14 protein-coding genes are annotated in these 21,439 nt (G+C 33.9%); all 14 read right to left on the reverse strand.

Translation table 11 applies throughout. The features are described from left to right. Positions 1-69: 69 nt before the first annotated feature. Positions 70-1,434 (reverse strand): ABC transporter substrate-binding protein, encoded by a 1,365-nt coding sequence (locus Q2T46_RS04810; RefSeq protein WP_015311080.1) that lies wholly within the window; start codon positions 1,432-1,434, stop codon positions 70-72. Positions 1,435-1,608: 174 nt separating this feature from the next. Then, the gene (locus Q2T46_RS04815) at positions 1,609-2,589 is read right to left on the reverse strand and encodes an ABC transporter permease (RefSeq protein WP_303264043.1); all 981 of its coding nucleotides are present in this window, start codon (positions 2,587-2,589) and stop codon (positions 1,609-1,611) included. Between the two features lie 15 nt (positions 2,590-2,604). Next, complete coding sequence (locus Q2T46_RS04820) at positions 2,605-4,101, reverse strand: sugar ABC transporter ATP-binding protein (protein ID WP_303264042.1); 1,497 nt, start codon at positions 4,099-4,101, stop codon at positions 2,605-2,607. Positions 4,102-4,112: 11 nt separating this feature from the next. Further along, entirely contained in the window at positions 4,113-5,081 is a 969-nt protein-coding gene (locus tag Q2T46_RS04825) for an ABC transporter permease (RefSeq protein ID WP_303264041.1), read from the reverse strand. Positions 5,082-5,164: 83 nt separating this feature from the next. Next, entirely contained in the window at positions 5,165-6,355 is a 1,191-nt protein-coding gene (locus Q2T46_RS04830) for a sugar ABC transporter substrate-binding protein (protein ID WP_303265809.1), read from the reverse strand. A gap of 185 nt (positions 6,356-6,540) precedes the next feature. After that, complete coding sequence (locus Q2T46_RS04835; protein WP_303264040.1) at positions 6,541-8,028, reverse strand: alpha-N-arabinofuranosidase; 1,488 nt, start codon at positions 8,026-8,028, stop codon at positions 6,541-6,543. Positions 8,029-8,417: 389 nt separating this feature from the next. Beyond that, positions 8,418-10,742 carry an alpha-xylosidase gene (gene yicI / locus Q2T46_RS04840; protein ID WP_303264039.1) on the reverse strand — a complete coding sequence of 775 codons (2,325 nt, stop codon included), beginning with the start codon at positions 10,740-10,742 and terminating at the stop codon, positions 8,418-8,420. Positions 10,743-10,756: 14 nt separating this feature from the next. Then, positions 10,757-12,820, reverse strand: a complete 2,064-nt coding sequence (locus Q2T46_RS04845) for a beta-galactosidase (protein ID WP_303264038.1) — start codon at positions 12,818-12,820, stop codon at positions 10,757-10,759. Between the two features lie 41 nt (positions 12,821-12,861). Then, positions 12,862-14,133 (reverse strand): alpha-L-fucosidase, encoded by a 1,272-nt coding sequence (locus tag Q2T46_RS04850; protein ID WP_303264037.1) that lies wholly within the window; start codon positions 14,131-14,133, stop codon positions 12,862-12,864. 58 nt (positions 14,134-14,191) lie between these two features. Further along, the gene (locus Q2T46_RS04855) at positions 14,192-15,982 is read right to left on the reverse strand and encodes a hypothetical protein (RefSeq protein ID WP_311062350.1); all 1,791 of its coding nucleotides are present in this window, start codon (positions 15,980-15,982) and stop codon (positions 14,192-14,194) included. Positions 15,983-16,038: 56 nt separating this feature from the next. After that, complete coding sequence (locus Q2T46_RS04860) at positions 16,039-17,781, reverse strand: hypothetical protein (RefSeq protein WP_399388544.1); 1,743 nt, start codon at positions 17,779-17,781, stop codon at positions 16,039-16,041. A gap of 100 nt (positions 17,782-17,881) precedes the next feature. After that, complete coding sequence (locus Q2T46_RS04865) at positions 17,882-18,841, reverse strand: carbohydrate ABC transporter permease (RefSeq protein WP_303264034.1); 960 nt, start codon at positions 18,839-18,841, stop codon at positions 17,882-17,884. An 11-nt stretch (positions 18,842-18,852) separates the two neighbouring features. Then, positions 18,853-20,331, reverse strand: coding sequence for a sugar ABC transporter permease (locus Q2T46_RS04870; protein WP_303264033.1), 1,479 nt, complete (start codon positions 20,329-20,331; stop codon positions 18,853-18,855). Positions 20,332-20,350: 19 nt separating this feature from the next. Next, a complete protein-coding gene (locus tag Q2T46_RS04875; RefSeq protein WP_303264032.1) occupies positions 20,351-21,361 on the reverse strand; it encodes a LacI family DNA-binding transcriptional regulator in 1,011 nt (336 codons plus the stop codon). Positions 21,362-21,439: the final 78 nt, after the last annotated feature.

The raw sequence follows: 21,439 nt of genomic DNA on the forward strand, positions 1-21,439 counted from the left end.
TTGTGCTATATGGGATTTATGAGAAAAACATTTTTGTACTCATAAATCCCATGAATTTCACTCTATTTATTATTGACCACTATTTTTATCCTTTCTTAATTCATTGGCAGCTGCTTTTAAAGCTTGTTCAGCCGTAGCACTATTTGCTTTTAAAACTTTATATAAAACTTGATTTGCCATTAGATCATTAGCAGTAACACTTAATTGGGTACTTCTCAATGACACTATATTTCCTTTAGTTGAATCATACAAGATTTTAAATATATCTTTCCCGTTAACAAAATATTGTGTATATTGATTATCTCCGGGATCGGTTGCCAATTGCGGCCATACGTCCCAACGTGGTGGATCAAATCCTAATGTGTTCCAAATCTCCAAATTAGCCTCTTTCGTTTCTTTTGCAAACGCTAAAAACTTTTTAGCTATATCTACATGCTTACCTGCTGATGGAACTACTGTGCCTGTACCACCTTGACCTACTGTCGGATATTTATTCTCATCTTTCCAGATTGGAGCTGGTTCGACTATTATCTTTCCTTTTAAATCTTTCATATAACTAACAAATCTGCTCATAAACCAGAAAGGCATAACAACTGCTGCAACATTTCCTTTGTCAATCCAACCATATGCTTGGGTAGTATCTGGTTGACCTCCAGGAGGTATAACTGCTATCTGATCTTTGTAAATCATGTCATGTAGAAATTGTAACGTTTTAATGTTAGTATCATTATCTAAAATTACATTCCCGTCTTGATCAAAGTAATCAGAACCTTGTTGACCAATCATTGTGTTAAATTCCCACATTGCAGTTTGAGAAACAGCCAACATAGGTTTCCCCGTTTTTTCTTTAACTATCTTACCCGCAGCAATAAAATCGTCCCAAGTCTTTATTGTACTAGGATCAATGCCAGCTTTATCAAGAATATCCTTATTATAAAATGCCATTACTGCACCACCATGTGTAGGCAAACCATAAAGCTTTCCGTCTTTGCTGTATAATTCCAATCTTGACTCAATGTACTTGTCTTTATCTTGAGCTACCAAATCTGTTAGATCTGCTAATTGAGGTGTCCCTTTTAAAAACTGAGGAAATCTTCCCAGTTCAACATCAGCAATATCTGGTACTCCAACACCTGATTGTAATGCTACCAACAACTTATTATGCATATCTTCATACGGATATGTTACTACTTTTAAATTAATCTTTTGATTTGGATATGTTTCATTCCATCTTTTTGCAGCTGCGTTATACATTTGCGCATGTAAACCGACAAAAGTCCATAATGTCAAATCTGTAGTTGTATTTGTACTACTATTAGCATTACTACTGTTGCCTTGGTTAGCGGACGATGATGGACTTTTCTGTCCGCATCCAGCTAGCATTGTTGTCATAAGCAAAGTAATTACAAGTAAAAAGCTTAGAAATTTTTTCATTTAAGTTACCTCCTCGATCAATTAATTTTACTTCCTATATTCATAACTACTCCCAAAGATAATCTTAACACCTCCTTCCATTTTTAAATCAACTTATTAAAAAACTTTATCTATAAGCCTTCTTGCAATAATAGTCATTTCTCAATTTTTATAATTGAAATATTCGTAGGAAATTTATTTAATAATATGCAATGATTTTCTATCGCTAAACAACGCCACAACTAACAAAAATATAACACCTTCTATTAACTGTTGAGTCTGAGTTGTAAGACCTATCATATTCAGTCCTGCAGATAATACTTTGTATGTCAGCACACCTGTGATAATGTTGGAAAAACGTGCCATCACACCTCCTGTAATTGGTAATCCACCTAAAACTAAGGCAATTAAAATTTCCGTTTCAAACATGCTACCACCTGATGCTGTTACAGAACCAACCTCAATAACATTTATGAATGCTGCAAATCCTGTAATCATTCCAGCTACTATATACATTAACCACTTAATCTTATCAACATCCACTCCTGCAAATCTTGAACCAATTTCTCCCGCACCAATCGCTTTTAAATAAATTCCTAGTTTCGTAAAATGAAAAACTAAGAAAGCAAGCAATAGAATTACCACTGTTGATATTAATTTAACTAATACCGTATTATAATTTAAAATGTCACTCACTGCATAAACAGGAGAATTTGTCGTTAAATACGCAATAAACCCACGAAATAAAAACATTGTACATATTGTGACAATAAATGAAGGTATTTTACGCTTCACATGAAAAAAACCATTTATTGTTCCAATAAGTGCACCTGCAATTATTGCACCTATAATAGCCAATAAAATATTAAAACCAGATAGATAAGAAAATACTATCGATGCAATTCCAAGTATAGAACCTTGAGAAAAATCTAAACAACCCATAGTCATGATAAAAAATACTCCAATTGAGGCAATCATTAATACATATACTCCATCAAGCAATAATGTTATATTTAATGGACTTATAATCTTTCCACTTGTTAATATTGTAAAAACGATTAATACAGCTATAAGCCCAATTACCGGCAAAATATTTCGTGCAATTGGTTTCTCTAAATACTTCTGTAATTTACTTTTAAAACCATTAATTTCAACACTATTTTGCAAGTCAGTCATTCTTTTCACCCTCACTTAAATCATTTTCATTATTAAATCTTCTTCTGTCAAATTAATATCTCTCATAAATTCGCCGTTGATTTCTCCATCCTTCATTATTAAAATTCTGTCGCACATACCAATTAATTCTAAGATTTCTTCGGAAATTAGAAGTATTGACTTTCCTTGTTTTTTCATCTCAGTCATCAGTTCATAAATATCAGCTTTTACTTTAACATCAATACCCCTAGTAGGGCTATCTAATATAAATATTTCAGAATTTTTTGCAATCCACCTTGCCAAAGCAACTTTCTGTTTATTGCCACCAGATAGGTCAGATACCAACTGGTTTACATTTTCCATTTTTACACTTAATACCTCTGCGTATTTATTAGCAAATTTATTAAGTTTACTATTAAATATTATGTTATGCTCTTTTAAATCATCTAATGATGTAATGCAAATATTATCTGAAATTGTATCATTAACTATAAGAGATTCATTATCCCTATCCTTTGAGACATAAGCAATACCGTTTCTTATGGCAACTTCAATAGAGTTAATTTTGACTCCATTACCAAGAATAACATCACCAGATCTATTAAATGATGCTCCAAAAATTGCCTTACCTACCTCATGCATTCCACATTCACTAAGTCCACCAATTCCGAGTATTTCTCCTCTGTGTAATTCAAAGCTAATATTATTGATTTGTTCTGGTACGGTTACATTGCTTAATTTTAATACTGTTTCTTTAAATACAGGTTTTTCGTAATCTGTGCGATAATAATGTCCGCTTAATTCTCTTCCTACCATTAGCCTTTTTATATCATCTTCAGTAACCGAACCACTATCTACCGTGTCAACAACTACACCATCACGCATTACAGTAATGCGATCAGTCCATCTGATTAATTCATCTAAATCATGAGTAATAAAAATAACAGTATTTCCCTCTTCTTTTATTCGTGTCATCTGCTTATATAATAGTTCACGGCCATTTTGGCTCAAAGCAGTAGTTGTTTCATCAACAATAAAAACTTTTGGTCCAATATATATTGCTTTAATTATTTCTATAAGTTTTCGCTCTTCAAAATTATATTTATCGATTAAATCTGTCGCATTTATGTTACTACATTCGTATTTTTCCAACAATCCTTGTGCTTCTCTGTTCATAGAAACGATATTTTTAATGCCATGTTTTATAAATTTTTCTTCATTACCTAAAAAAATATTTTCTGCTACAGTTAAACCTAATATTGTACCAGCTTCTTGAACTATTATTGAGATACCATTTCTATTTGCTTCAACAAGTGATCTTGCCTTAATTTCTCTGCCTTCCAAAAAAACTTTTCCACTATTTATTTCATAAATACCAGCTATCATAGAAACTAACGTAGATTTTCCAGAACCATTTTCCCCAATTAGACCATGTATCTCTCCTTTTTTAAATGACAAAGTAGCATCTTTTACAACATGATTACTACCAAAATATTTATTTAATTTTTCTACCCTTAAAATTTCTTCTTTCAATATTTTTCACCTCACTTGACGACAATGCCTCTAACTGGTTTTGTAGTAATTGTAACTATCAACAACAAAGCTATTCCTGTAACAACCTTTTGAATTGTAGTTGGAGCACCAATAGCGACAAATCCGTTAAAAATTAGTGAAATTATAAATTCACCAATTATGATAGCTATTACAGGCGTTCCATATTTCCTAAAAGACATTCCAAAAAAAGTTCCCATTAAAGGTGTAAAATTCATGCTCATAGATGACATACCGGATGCAGCAGTCATAGAAGTTCCATAACTGATATTTAGAATGCTCATAATCCCGACTAAAAAACCGCATATTACAAACGATAATACTTTAAATTTATTTACATCTACGCCCATATTTTTAGCTAAATATTCATTGCTACCTATTGCATACATATAAGTTCCCATTTTAGTGTATTTAATAACCAAACTCACAAATATAAAAGCACATACTGCCAAAATTACATTATATGGATACATACCAAAAGCACGATAATTTGGACCCAAAATCTGTTCTTGTCCATGTGTCGCAAACACACTTAAACTTTCATATATAAGTGAAAGTCCAACAGTAACTATCATTGAAGGTATATGAAAATTTATATAAACAATACCATTCAATAAACCTATCAATGTCCCACTAACAATGGGTACCAAAATTAATCCTAGATATCCATACTGTTGAGAAAAATAGCATGCCAATATCGACGATAAAACAAGGTTAGCACCAATGCTAAAATCCCATAATCCCATAGCAACAATGAAATATAAGCCACATCCACCAACCGCATAAATTAAACTTGATTGCAAATATGATAAAAGTCTTCCTGGAGTTCCAAAATTATTTGGCGAAATTATTTTAAAAATAAGCCAAAATATTATTGTAAGAAATATTAACAATAAAACACCAAAATACTTTCTGAAATATACTTCAATGCTTTTCTTTTTGACAAATTCAGCATTATCCATAGCTATCACCGCCTTTATTATATTTTGCCGTCAGCCGCTATGGTTGACGGCTTCTCAAATTAAATTAATCAAATTTACAAATTTTACTGTCCACCATGACGTTTCTTTACATCATCTATAGACAAATTCAATGCTTGCTCAGCTAATTGCTGGAATGAATCATTTGCCATTGCTTTTAGCTCTTCAGTATTGTAAGGCAAACTGTCTACAAAATATTTCTGATAATCGTTGTATTCACTTGGAGATGAAACATATAGATACGGGAACTTTATCTCGTAAAAACTATTATCAGGTTTTACATAATTACCTCTTATTGCATTGTATACCATCATAAGAGCAAATAATGGATCTGCAAAGTGACCACCTGATTCAGCAGTCATTGCACCACTTTGTAATTCTTGTCCTAAGTCAGGCAAAAAGTCTGTAGAAACAACACCTATTTTCCCGGTCTTCCCAGCATTTTTTATGGCATTTAATGCGCCAACTAGAGGATCTCCTCCACCGCCTGCAACAATCAATGCATCCATCTTTGGATATGAGTTCATTAATGAAGTAGCTGAAGATGCACCACCATCAGCGGTAGTACCCGCGTATACAGGTTGTGTCATGAAAACTTTATCATCTGGATGGTTTTGATTCCATTGAGCAACAGCCTTTTTATAACCCTCCCATCTCAAGAGGAATGTAGCATCTCCTGGATTCCATCCTATTAATCCTATAAATCTTTTACCTTTGTTTATTAAGATATTTACAAGATTATATCCGTTAACAACTTCGTCCTCATGGACTGCACCAACAAAATATTTAGACTTTTGTGCTTGTTCATATATTTGCGGACTCCTATCTTTGCTGATCATACGGAAAAATTGTGCAAGATACACATGATATTGATCGGCAGTTTGAATTGCTGATGCCATTTCTGAATCAGCGGAGTTGCAAATTATTATACCTTGGCATCCGGCAGCAGCTAATGTCTTGACACTGGCTGTGACCTTTTCAGAAATATGTCCCTGATCCACATACATCAATTCTATTCCAAGTGCATTTGCTGCCTCATCAAGCATTTTTTTGCATTGACTACCAAGAACGTCTGTTGAGCTCCAAATAGATACACCAATTTTAATCTTTTTATTATTAGAGTTTGAATTTGATGTTGTTGAACCACTGCTATTAGTGCTATTATTTTGTGCTGTCTTGTTTGAGTTAGTATTGCCACATGCGCTTAATGAAAATAACATTGCAAGAACTAAAATTGAAGCAATAATTTTTTTCATTTTCTTCACTGATAACTCTCCTTTCATTTATTTTTTGTGTAATTGATTGTATAATTATATTGGGTATTAATTTATTTCAAAGGATTTTTCCAGTCAGATGCCTAAAACATATTTAGTTTGTCCTTTAACTATAATGGAAAAATCCTTATGAAACCAAATTATAAAATAAATTACTTAAATCATTTTTACTCATTGCTTGCTTCTACCCCTATAACAGCCATCTTAGGCATTGTCATGACTATCCTATTTTCAGCAATTTTAATTTCGTCAAATTCTTTTGGTACAACTTTATTAGGATTGTCAAAAGTATTATGCGCATTCATTTCATCAGCAGTTAAAATTGTACCTGTTACTTTGCTTACATTCGCTCCTCTAAGTTCACATTCCACTGTTACTGATTCTTCAGGATTTAGATTGCATAGAGAAATATGAATTCTTCCACTATCATCAGAAGAAACAGTTGCTGTTACCTGAGGAATGCTTTCTTTCGAATTTATATTATATTCAGGCGTATCAATATTAAAATCTAATAATTCTGCATCTTGATGAACTTTATACATGTCAAATACATGATATGTTGGTGTAAGTACCATTTTAGCTCCATCTGTAAGAATTACTGCTTGTAAAACATTTATAGTCTGTGCTATATTAGCAATTTTGACTCTATCGCAATGTTTATTAAATATGTTAAAGTGAATGCCTGCAACCAAAGCATCTCTCATTGTATTTTGTTGATACAAGAATCCAGGATTTGTGCCTGGTTCTACATCATACCATGTACCCCATTCGTCTACAACTAATGCAACTCTTTTTTCAGAATCATATTTATCCATAATAGTGGAATGTTTTGTTATTAATTCATCCATGTGCAAGGCTTTCTTCATGGTGATAAACCATTCTTCTTCATCAAAATCTGTAGCTGAGCCTTTTCTTTCCCATGTGCCTGGTACTGTATAGTAATGCAAACTTAGGCCATCCATGTACTTGCCAGCTTCTCTCATCAACACTTCTGTCCAATTATAATCGTCTACATTAGGTCCACAAGCAATTTTAAATATTTTATTACCGCTAAAATTCCTGACATATGTGGAATATCTTCTATATACATCAGCATAATATTCTGGACGCATATTACCACCGCAGCCCCAGCTTTCATTGCCAACACCAAAGTATTTAAGCTTCCACGGTTCTTTTCTTCCATTTGAGGTTCTCAAATTTGCCATTGGCGATTCTCCATCAAATGTCATGTACTCTATCCATTCTCTTATCTCTTGAACTGTGCCACTTCCAACATTGCCACAAATATATGGCTCTGCATTTAAAAGATTACATAATTCAAAAAACTCATGTGTTCCAAAATGATTGTTTTCGATTACACCACCCCAATATACATTGATCATCTTAGGTCTTGATTCATAAGGGCCTATGCCATCTTTCCAGTGATATTCATCTGCAAAACATCCACCAGGCCATCTCAATACAGGTATCTTAATCTTTTTTAATGCTTCAACGACATCTTTCCTAATCCCATCTATATTGTGGATTTCCGAATCTTTTCCAACCCAAAAACCACCATAAATACATCTTCCTAAATGCTCTGCAAAATGGCCGTAGATATTTTTGCTGATTTTGCCTTTTTTGATGTCTGTATTGATAACGATTTTTGCTAACATAGATATTCTCCTTTATATAAAAGTTTGCCTCATCCTCCGCAAATACTACACTTATATATACATTTGGAGTAATATTTTTTATTTATACGTATATTTTATATTAATATGTATTCTACATGTTTTTAAAATTCCTCCTTGTTTTTTAAAAATTTTTTAAAAAATTTTTATGCTTGGCATTCTTCCATTGGATTATCAATGATTATGAAGCATTTTCATTTACGTGCTTATAAATTATGTGTAATTTTATAATTGTACGTACATCTTAATATATTATATTCGACGTCATTTCTAAAATTCCTTCTTTGGTTTAAAAATTTTTTTATACGAAAATAAAGGCTCCCATTTTTTTGATTTATTAATGGAAACCTTTTATCTGTTAATAGCAATATCTACAACAATATAATGCTTATTTCTGAACTGTTTTTTTCAGGTTTTATACGTGTTCCAAACTCATCTTCACCATATGAGGCACCTATTACTTTTTTTACATTATAAATTCCTCTCAGCAATACATTCCAAGGTTTTTCGGCACCATCTACATTTACTACAATTAAATTTCCTTCTTTTTTAGCAGTTACAGTCACTTGATCTTCTCCGTTTATTCCATAAACTATTGTAGATACCTCTAAACCATCTTCTAATTGGAATATCTCAAAAGTTACATTGTCCAAATAATCATAGTCAGGTCTACTATCGATATTTCCTGTTGCAATAATCGTATTGGGTCTAACCATCAGCGGTATGCTCATATAGCCATGTTTCTCTTGAATCCATTGTTGACCATTTACGACTGTGCTATTTAAATAATTAGTCCATTTTCCCTTTGGCAAATAGTATTTTGCAATTCCTTCTTCGTTAAATATTGGAGCGACTAATAAAGAATCTCCAAGCATATACTGTTTATCAATGTACGCACAAGTTGGATCGTCTAAAAATTCCACAACCATTGGTCTCATGACAGGCACTCCAGTAGCTGATGCTTCATAAGCTTTTGAATAAAGGTATGGCATCAGTTTGTTTTTCAATTTTGTAAAATACCTTAAAACATCGACAGCTTCTTCACCATATAACCATGGCACTTTATATGCTGCATTACCGTGAAGTCTACTATGTGATGATAAAAGCCCAAAAGCTGTCCACCGTTTATATATATCCGGTGTGGCTGTACTTTCAAATCCAGCTATGTCATGACTCCAAAAAGCAAATCCCGACATGCTTAGTGATAGACCACCGCGTAAGCTTTCTGCCATTGATTCATATGTGGCATTACAGTCACCACCCCAATGAACTGGGAACTGTTGACTGCCTGCCGTTGCCGATCTTGCAAAAACAATTGCTTTATCTTTCCCAAGTTTTTTAGCAAGTGTATTATAAACTACTTTATTGTATAAAAATGTATAATAGTTGTGCATTTTTTCAGGATCAGAGCCATCGTAATATACAACATCTGTTGGTATTCTTTCACCAAAGTCTGTCTTAAAACAGTCTACTCCCATGTCAATAAGTTTTTCTAATTTTGATGAAAACCATTGGCTCGCATGAGGATTTGTGAAATCAACTATTCCCATTCCAGGCTGCCATAGATCCCATTGCCAGACATCCCCATTTGCCTTTTTCAGAAGATAGCCCTTTTCTGCTGCTTCATCAAAAAGTTTCGACTTTTGGGCTATATATGGATTTATCCATACAGATATCCTAACACCTCTTTCCTTTAACCTTTTTAACATATTTTCAGGATCAGGAAAGTATCTTGAGTCCCATTCAAAATCACACCACTGAAATTCTTTCATCCAAAAACAATCAAAGTGAAATACACTAAGTGGTATGTCCCTCCTTAGAATTTCATCTATGAAAAAGCTAACCGTCTTCTCATCATAATTTGTTAAAAAAGATGTTGTAAGCCACAATCCAAATGACCATGGAGGAGGCAATGATGGCTTCCCTGTTAGAGAAGTATAATTTATAAGTACGTTTTTTATGGTTCCTCCTCCTATTATAAAATATTCCATCTCTTCATCCATTACGCTAAATTGCACTTTAGATACTCTCTCAGAAGCTATCTCGTATGATACGAGTCCAGTATCATTGATAAACACACCATATCCTTTGTTTGTCACATAGAAAGGTATGTTTTTATACGCTTGTTCACTGCTGGTACCACCATCCCTATTCCATATATCTACCTGTTGACCATTTTTAATAAAAGGCGTAAACCTCTCGCCTAAGCCATATACATATTCATCAACACCTAAGTCTAATTGTTCCCTTACGTAAGTCTCTCCATTTTGCGATGTTATATATGCCATGTTCTTAAAACCTGTACCAGTAATGCGCTTATCACCTATGAAAAAATCAATTGACCAATCTCCTTCAGTTTTTATCATCGCCGTAAGATTTCCGCTTGTAAAAGCAATATAGCCATCACCTTCTTTTATATCTACTTCTACGTCATCTTTTATGTTTATTTCAAATTTAGGACTCTTTTTTGTCTTGCCTTTAAAATGATATAATTTAACACTAATCACATCTTCCATCGGCGAGCTTATTTCTACAGTCAAAAGAGGACCACCTAATGAATTTCCTCTACTGTTTACATGAAATGTAGGTACATATAAAATTACGCTATTACTACTAATCTCATAATCATTTACTTCAGTAGCTCCAAAAATGTTGTATTCTTTCCTCACAAGCCAATTTCCATCTGTAAATTTCATTTTCTATCAACCCCTTAGTTTCTCTTTTCTATAATCTTAAATCCATAAGTCGGCAATATAACTTTTCCGCTTAATATGCCGTTATCTACTATATCTATATATTCAATGTCTTTCAAATCTATTTCCTTTTTCTCATCTGTGAAGTTTAACAAGAATACAAATTCTCTATTTCCATCTGTCCTCGATTGAGCAGTGACTCCAATTGGCAAATCAATATCTATCGATCTTTTTATATTTAAAAGTTCTATTATTTTGCCATAAAAATCATTGACAAAATCTTCATTGTTCCTAAATGATATATAATAGGCTTTCCCATTGCCATAACTATTGACAGTTACTGCAGGATAACCTACATAGAAGCCTTCTTTGTATTTGGCTAAATCTCTTGCTCCTTCAAGATGAATAATTTCGCAAAGCTCCTTTGCTTTATATTCACCTCTAACGCCTAATTCGTTAGCTTCATTAAAGACTACATAATTTTCATCTTTGTCGTGCAATGCGTCTATTTCTTCGCTCCAAATCCCCAATACCTCTTTCAGCGGTCCAGGAAAGCCACCTAGATAGCAAAGATCATTTTCGTTTACTATGCCACTTAAATAAGTCGTTACAAAAGTTCCACCATTTTTTACGAATTGCTTTATCTTTTCAGCTACACCTTCCTTTAACATATAAAGCATTGGTGCTATTAATAATTTGTACTTATTAAAATCGCTTTCCATGTCGATTACATCTACCGGAATGCCTTTACTCCAAAATGGTCTATAGTGTGATTGGCACGTCAAAAGGTAATCCTTTTTTTCTTGCCTCGGACCTTTTGCATCTTCTATCGCCCAACTGTTCTCCCAATCGTAAATTATAGCCACCTCTGGTTTTGCAGATGTGCCTATAATCGGATCTAACCTTTTTAGTATTTCTCCTACTTCTTTAACATCTTTAAATACTCTTATGTTTTCATGTCCACAGTGATCTACTACTGCACCATGAAATTTTTCATATCCTCCCCTGCTTTTTCTCCATTGAAAATACTGAACAGTATCTGCTCCATGTGCAACTGCTTGTATTGATGATAAAGCATGCATTCCTGGTCTTTTCAATTTTGAGACAGGCTGCCAATTTGTAACACTTGGTGTGCTCTCCATAAGCATGAATGGCTGCCCACCTTTAAGTGAACGATTGATGTCGTAGACAAATGCTGTTTTATATGCAACTACCCAATCCTCTTCGTTTCCATGCCAAGTCGGATAGCTGTCCCATGATATGATATCAAGATGTTTAGCAAATTTCCAATAGTTAAGCCCAGGAAAAGTCCCCATAAAATTAGTTGTTATAGGTATATTGGGTGTTAACTCTTTTAAAGGTGCAATCTCATTTTTAAAAAAATCTATCGTCTGATCTGTTACAAATCTCTTGTAATCTAAATTTAATCCATGTATCGTTGTTTCACCGCGCGGTGAAGGCGTTTGTATCTGTGACCAATCTGTAAATGTATGGCTCCAAAAGTAGCTCCACCACTCATGATTTAATCTTTTTATATCGTTATTGTATTTTTTCTTAAGCCAAGTTCTGAATGCTTCTTGACATAAATCGCAATGGCAATCATTACCGTATTCATTTGATACATGCCAAGCAATTAAAGCTGGATGGTCCTTATATCTCTCTGCTAATTTTCTATTAATATTACTTACTTTTTCTCTGTATATTGGTGATGTAAAGCAGTGGTTCTGCCTTCCTCCAAAAAGATGCCTTGCTCTATTTGAATCAACCCTCGCTATTTCTGGATACTTTTGCACAAGCCATGCCGGAGGTGCAGCACTAGGTGTTGCAAGTATGACATATATTCCATTATCATACAATTTATCCATTATACTGTCCAGCCATTCAAATTGATAATTGCCTTCTTCTGGTTCTATGGCTGCCCATGCGAATATACCAAGGCTTACCACATTCCAATTGGCTAATTTCATCAATCTTATATCTTCGTCCAAAATTTTAGGATAATCTAACCATTGGTCAGGATTATAATCTCCACCATGAAGAAAGTGTGGATATTTTTCACTTATTGATTTACACTTACACATAAAATTACCTCCAGTAAACTTTATGTTAAAACATATTTTTGTTATTTTAATTCCAACTCAATTACAGTATCGATTTCGTCCGGAAGTTCTGTCCACCGAACGTCAAGAAATGCGCAATCTTGATCATCTAAATTGTCATGCCAATTATCATTGACTTTAATTTCTGAAAGATCAGATAGCAATCTGGCCTTATTTATTTTCCCTTTTAATCCCTTCAATACTATTGGTCCTAAACCTCTTTCAAAAATATGTGCATATAGTTTTTTTCCGTTTTTTGTGTACCTTCCCCACTCTGGCTTTGGCAGTTCAGATGACCCGCAATTGTAAATACTATCACTATTTTTATTCATCCATTTACCTATTTGTAAAAGTACCTCCACAGATTTTTCTGGTATTTCCCCTTTGGCATTTGGACCAACATTTAAAAGCAAATTGCCATCTTTACTCACACATTCTACCAAAAGTCTTATAATCTGTTTTGCGGATTTAAAGTTTTTATCTATTGCACAATACCCCCAATGATCATTCATTGTTATGCATGCTTCCCATGGCACAGGGTTGCCCAATTCATCAAAAACGCCTTCAGTTGGAATCATCTGCTCAGGTGTTGCAAAATCACCCGCATATATTTCAGGATTTCTTGATTTTAGATTGCCGCCCAATCTACTGTTTATTAATATTTCTGGTTGATTAGAGCGAACCATTTTGACAAGATCTGATGCTCGCCATGCATCTCCTGTTTTATCATCATAAGAAAAGTCAAACCATATAATATCTAACTTACCATAATCTGTTGTAAGCTCTCTCACCTGACCGTGCATGTAATCTATATACTTGGAAAAATCATACTTCTTGTTTCTAAATAATTCATTCCCTCTCATTGGATGATAAGGATCATTATATGCCGGATATTCATCGTGATGCCAATCAAGTAATGAATAGTATAATCCGACACGCAAATTTTCCTTTCGAAATGCATCCACATAATCCTTTATAATGTCTCTTTTGGCTGGTGTATTTGTAGATTTATAATCAGTCAATTTGCTATCAAATAAGCAAAATCCATCATGATGTTTCGCAGTCATTACAGCATATTTCATTCCTGCATATTTAGCCAATTGGGCCCATTTTTGAGGAACATAATTTATTGGGTTAAATTCACTAAAATATATTTCATAATCTTCATTAGATATTCTTTCTTGACTTCGTACCCATTCACCTCGCGCAGGAATCGCATACAATCCCCAATGTATAAACATACCAAAGCGGGCATTTGTAAACCAATCAATGGATTCCATTTTATTTGGCCCCATAACAAAACCTCCATTTTTATCAACTTTGAACATAAAAATTCATACCCGATAGCACTATTCATTCTTTTATAAGCCTAAATACTTTATTTATTCCTGGAGAAACACGAAGCCTTATGACATTATTCCCTTTCTCAATTTCCGATTTTAAAATCTTTTTGCTCACCAAATCTTTTACAGCCGTATACCCATTTTTCAATATTAAGCGGACTTCATCATACCACGGTATAAAAGAGTGCAAAATAAAGCAGTCGTTATCATAAAGAAACAATCCTATCTTCGAAACTGAATCTAACATTATGGGACTATTTTTCAAAAATACAGATCGAATTATATAGAGAATTTTTCTGGGATAATTGTACAAATCACCATAGTCTTCAGGTATAGTAAGAATATATAGATACCCTTTCCCATAAACTGTCTTTGTCAATATAGGAAAGTTGTTATCCTCTCCAAAACCTGCAATAAGCTCCCAAGTATCATTAGTCTGAAATTCCACCTGCGGTATTTTAATTGCTTTTGCTGACTCTTCACAACCGCCGAATGTAATTCCTCCATCATTTGAGTAAGCATAACTGTTAACATTTATCTTTCTGTTTGTTACTGTAACATTTGTCAGTACATCATGAAATCCAAGGCTTGTTGCTGCTTCAACAAAACCAGAAGTGACTACCACATCTGCGCCATTTGATAAACTTTTAGCTACTTTAAAAACAATATCTTTATCCATAGCTGCACTTTTTGTTAAAAATATTGTTTTGGCACTTTCTGGATATTGAGGATATGGCTCAAGTGGAATTCCCAACATGCCTATATAATCGTGAAGATAATCTTCACCATGGCTGTGGTATGGCAAATACGTAGCAATACCAATCGGTTCGCCCAGCTCCCCCAAATAAGAATCCAAATCCACAAAAATTTGACCATTTATAGGCACGCATAATGAAAATTCTGGATCTAATAATGAACCTAAGCTAAACATCATTACCTCTCTCGCTTTTGCGAACAATGTCAAGTAAGCTTGTTCCGCATATGATGTAAGATTGTATGAACACTCAAATGGATCATACCAACCGCCACCATTCCGCCCAGGTGCCACGTTCTCCATATAACACATATTAAAATAGCTTAGATACTTTGGTAAATGTTGTTGAGTATACATAGGATTTCGTGTTTCTGTGCCTGTATAAATTCCATCAAAAATCTTTGGTTCTTCTTGAAGATTATAACCTGTCTCCTGATAATGCTCATACCAATTTGGATATTTTATAATCATCTTTACCTTTGGATTCACAGCTTTAGCCGTACCGACTATTATTTTTTCAGAGATTTCCTTCATCAATTCTAGTCTAAAATCTTTCCAAGATCTATTTCCTTTTGCTTTGATGCATGATGGACATCTACAATTTGTAAAATAGAAATCATCCAAAATTATTTCATCAAATAACGAAGCAGTAAATTCCACCACATCTTTTAACAATTGCACTGTATCAGGATTTGTATAACATAGTGGATTAAAACCTCCTTCCCCATTTGGAGCACTGTCAGTCGTAATTCCTCCTGCAATCTCAATTCCTTTTTCTTTAAAAAAGTCTATTAACTTTCTAACCTGTTCCTTCTGAATAGTTATGCCTTGCCGATATGTTTCCAAGTAGACTTTTCCTACATTTATGTGCTTTTCTATCCATTCAAACTTTTTTGCAAAGAGCTCTATATCTGTAATGCCTATCAAGTCGCCAACAGGGCAGTATATTGCAGCTTTAAAATTATTATAATTTTTCTTGCCAAATCTCTCATCCGAAAAGCGATTTTTTTCTTCAATGCACATGATTAAAAATTCCACTCCTTTCATTTGAACTGGTTGAAAAATTGGGATCTTCCCCAATAAGCGTAAGACCCCAATACTGCTTATTTACTTCTCACTTTGTCATCTAATGACTTGCGTATCTCTGCTTCATGCTGTTGATACTTGACGCAGTCCTCATATCCATGAGCGTATGCTTGATTTGTCATATCTTTTACAATAGAGTCAAATTCCGCATCTGATTTTGCATATATTGCTTTCCATGAACCGTTAACAATTATCTGCTTTACTTGGTTCCAAGTAGTAGTTAATTCATTAGACATTGGAGTAGCAGAATAAGTAGTTCCCAGTGAAATTGCCAATTGGTTGTTTTTTACCAAATACTGATCTAAGTTGGGAACGCCCATTTTCTCTCTCCAATCCTGTTCAATTGAACTTACAGGTAGTGATTGCCGCGTCTCCCAGAATTTATAGTTGTAAGTATCGCCGTTTTTCGCGTCTGGATTTTTAGAATCTATTGCCCAAGTAGTGTTATTTATTTTGTCAATTCCATCACTGAATTTTCCCGAGTATGGAACAGGAAGCTCTGTATTACCGTCACTCATGACTTTTTCACCCAGTTGCGTTAAAATCGGTCTGCCTTCTTTATCGTAATCCCAAGTTACACTTTTAGGTCCATAGTTATTTGTCATTACCCCTTCAAGTGTACTTAACCAGTTAATTATAGCCATGCACAATTCAGGATATTGTGTTTTTGCACCAATAGTCCAAATGCGATTCCCTCCGTACATGTTTAAACCATAAGCTACATTCTTTTGATCGGCAGCTACCAAAGGCAACATTGCTTTTCCTGCTTTCAGATGATCTGGTGTATTATAAATAGCACTGCTCATAAAGTCAAATATATTAAAGAATGCACCACCTGTTTTGTAAGTTTGTGTTACGTCGTCAAAAGTCTGAGTCATGGAGTTTGGATCAAGTAACCCCTTTTGATATAAAGTATTGTAGAACTTTAACATCCTTAAGTATTCTCCGCCCGGTTTTAGTGCATCTTGATACTCTCCAGTATTTACGTTATATAACCCAAATCCAAACTCGTCCCAGCCATATAAAGCCGCCGTAGCTTTTACAAACATAACCATATTGCCATCCCAGTCTTTAAATAGAGAGACTCCATACGTTTTCTTACCGGTATCAGAAGTAGGATCCAATTGCTGCATTTTTTCCAAAAGTGGAATAAAATCTTCCAATGTATTTATCTTGGGATATCCTAACTGCTTATACAGATCCCATCTGATGAAAGGTCCATAAAATGATGCTGAATGCTCTGTAGCGCTACTACCCACATCATGTCCAAATCCACATATATGACCACCAGATATGGATTTATTTTTTTCTAAAGCCAATTGCATGTGAAACTTAATATACGGGCCATAATCATCAAGTAAATTGTCTTTATTCCAGTCAAGTAACGCGCCAGCTTTTACAGCTGTCTGGTAATCTGTAGAGTCATCTCCAAATACCACTATATCGCCAAGATTACCTGATTCCAATCTTGTAGCAAAAACACCATCTCCATCCTTGACAATATTCAATTTTACATTGAATTTGTCCAAAAGGACTTTCGCAAACCATCCAGTCTGTTCACCTTGAAAATTAGCTAGCTGACTATAAACAGTAAGAGTTATGGGACTCTTTGGTTTAATTGAGGCAATGTCGCCTTCTTTTGCATTAGCTGAAACAGCATTTGAATTATTTGTTTTGGTTTGAGTGACTTTAGGAGTGCAGCCAGATAGTGTAAATAACACTATGGAGCTGGCTGCCAAGATGGCTATAATTTTCTTCATCTTCACATTAAAACCTCCTTTAAAATTATGATATTTATAAAAATTAATATTTTAAAAATATTAATTTTTTCCTAACTTAACCTTGATGGCTTTTTCTGTTTCATCCTTTAACAGCACCGATCATGATTCCTTTTTCAAAGTACCTCTGCATAAATGGATATACCAGCAAAATTGGAATAAGAGTAACCATCGCTACCGTCATTCTCATCGTCCTCATATTCATAACTGAATTTATGACATTTTGAGAAACCGATCCTCCTGAATTCATGAGAGTCGCTAAATCTGACGTACTTGTCAAATATATATATAGCCTATACTGCAATGTGTATAATGACGGATTTCCAGACATTAATATCATAGAATCAGTAAAGCTATTCCAGTTACCAACAGCACCAAATATGGCAATCGTGGCTAAAATAGGCTTAGAAAGCGGTAAAATGATTTTCCAGAATATAGTGAAATATCCTGCCCCATCTATTTCAGCACTTTCTTCAAGATCTGGTGGTATTGATTCAATGTACGTTTTTACTAATATAATATTAAATGGTGATACTATACCCGGAATTATATATCCCCAAAAGTTATTAGTTAAACCTAACATAGACATATTTAAATACCAAGGAATCAAACCAGCATTAAAATACATGGTAATTACTATAAATCGATAAATAAATCTACGACCATACATTTTTTGTTTTGTGACTAAATATCCAACAAAAGCCGATGCCAATACCATTAATGCTGTTCCAATGATAGTCCTGGCTACAGATACAAATGTTGCAGTTGCAAGATCATGTACTTGTAGCAAAGCCAAGTAATTATCAAAGTGAATTCCTTTAGGGTACCATAATATCTGTCCTGAACTCACTAAATTATTATCACTTATGGTGTTTATAAAAAGATAATAAAATGGAAATAAGCAAATTAACCCAAATAATATGAAGAACACATGATTAAAGAAATCAAAAATTATATCGCCTAAACCTCTATCATTTCTGACCTTAAATATCGTAAACTTTTTAGATGATAAATTAGGCTTATTTACACTATCTGCATTCATAATTAATCCCCCTAAATTATACTTTCACCACGTAGCAATTTAGAAAACCAATTTGCAGCCATTAATAATGTAATACTGATTACAGATTTCAACATACCAACAACCGTCGCCAGTGGTATATTTCCAGTTCCTCCGCTGCCAAGCCCTAATAGATATACATATAAATCTAACACCTCAATTGAATTTTGATTTGCCGCATTCCTAAATACATAATATTGATCCATTCCGTTTGAAAGAATCCCAGCAATGCTTAAAAGAAGCAACACATAAAATGTCGGCATCAGTCCCGGTATAGTGATATGCCATATTTTCTTAAATCGTCCAGCACCATCCACAGTAGCTGCTTCATATAGCTGCTGATCTATACCTGAGATAGCTGCTATGTATATAATTGCACTCCATCCAAGACCTTTCCATGTTCCCCATAACCACATTTTAAGCCAAATATGACTTCCACTCATCAGAAAATTAGTGGCTGTCTTTTCCAAACCTAAATTTATCAAAACTGTGTTGACAAAGCCTTCAGTAGAAAACATAGCAAAAGCCAAGCTGTACACCAAAACCCAACTAATGAAATTCGGTATCGTAGTAACAACCTGAATTGTTTTTCTCAATTTTAACGATCTGATTTCTGTAAGACAAATTGCAAAAGCCATTGGAAGAAACGACGTCGCAATGCCAATTCCACTCATTGCAAGAGTGTTTGTCATAACCCTTACAATATCAGCTCTACTAGCTGCATTTTTAAATAAAAATTCAAACCATTTAAGTCCAACAAAATTATTCCAACTCAGTCCAAGTCCTGGAGTATAGTCAAAGAATGCATAGCGCCATCCCCAAAGAGGTAAATACGAGAACAAAAAGCAAAGGATTACAAACGGGAGCGCCATTAAAAATAGCTTATATTTTGCTTCCATTTCATATTTATCGTTTTCCGAAGGCTTGGGTAGTAATTTTATATTGGCAAGCCCTAATATAGCACAAACAATTAAAAAGATGGCAAAAATCAAATATGAATATGATATCATAGGTTGAACTGCATTAAGGTTAGCACTTCCGCAAAGAGCATAATATGCTGGAAACAAAAGAAGCAAAGAAATTAAACCTCCTCCACACCCTATAATAATAATTTTTATACCTAATCTTTGTAATTTCAACTTACCCAGCGTCATGCAACAACCTGCTACAATCGCCGCAACGCTAAGAAAGGTTAGAAGCGAAGAAATATATATATTTAGCACTGTACTGCTATTAACCCATCCTCTGTTTATCGCTCGTGTAAATCCTTCTACAAGCGAACTGTATGATGCTGCCATAGTAAATAAAGCAGAATTCTTATCGATCAAACTGCTGACCATCGCTGGGTTTAATGCAGGAATAAATGTAGATATCAAAATCAAAATCGCACATCCACGAATCAAAAACATCCAAGTGTTGATTTTATTAATCTGATTTTTTGATATCACTAAAATACTATTTGTTCCAGGCATTATATTCACCACCTATAATTTAATTTATTTTTTTGACAGAACCATTAATAATGAGATCAGACACCACAACTATTTCTTTAGGATTCGTTTCTTTATCTTTTATTCTTTCTAAAATCATTTGTCCAGCTTTTTTCCCCATCAACAACGCATTTTGTTTTATACATGTAAGTTTTGGTTCTATCAATTTCTGGTTTTCAATTTCTTCGAAAGTCACAAGTGAAACATCATCAGGAATTTTTAGACGATTCTCTTTCAGAACTAACATCGTACCCTCTGCCATTCTATTGTTTGCTGCAAATATTGCCGTAGGTATCTTCTTTTTATCTGTAATAAGTTTTTTTACTTCTTCATAAGCTTTTTCCCAAGAATAATATCCATTAAGGACAAACTCATCTTTAATCTCAATATTGTGGTCCATCATGGCAGCTTTAAATCCTTCATATCTTTCTATACCAGTACTAACATTTAAATTGCCATTTACAATGCAAATATCTTTATGTCCCATTTCTATTAAATATTTAGTCAACGTGTATGAGCTTCCAAAGTCATCACTTACAATAACATCCACATTGCTGGTTTTAATCTTTCTATCTATCAAAACAACAGGGATATTTTCTTTTATTAGGTCATCAACATACTTATTGTCTGTGTTAGAAGATGCTAATATTATCGCATCAACCCGTTTTTGTGACAATCTTCTAAGAACATTTAATTCTTTTTCAAAATTTTCATCTGTGTATGAAAGAATTAAACTGTATTCTTCTTTGCTGACAACACTATCAATTCCTTTTATTATTTCCATAAAAAACGAATTAGAAATGTCAGGAAGGACTACGCCAATTAAATGCGTAATATTGCTCTTCAAACTTCTGGCTATGCTATTCGGTCTGAAGTTTAACTCATTCATTGCTTTTAAAACTTTTTCTTTAGTCTCTTTGCTAACAGGATAATTATCGTTTAAAACTCTTGAGACAGTTGCTATCGATACTTGTGCATACTTTGCAACATCTTTTATCGTTACATTTTCCAAATCAAATACCTCCATAGTAATCAATTTCTATACTATAATATTTATTCTACAAAAATTCAAAAATTCCTGCTTTGTCAC

Origin of the sequence: Thermoanaerobacterium sp. CMT5567-10 (genome assembly GCF_030534315.2) — a bacterium.
Taxonomy (GTDB): domain Bacteria; phylum Bacillota; class Thermoanaerobacteria; order Thermoanaerobacterales; family Thermoanaerobacteraceae; genus Thermoanaerobacterium.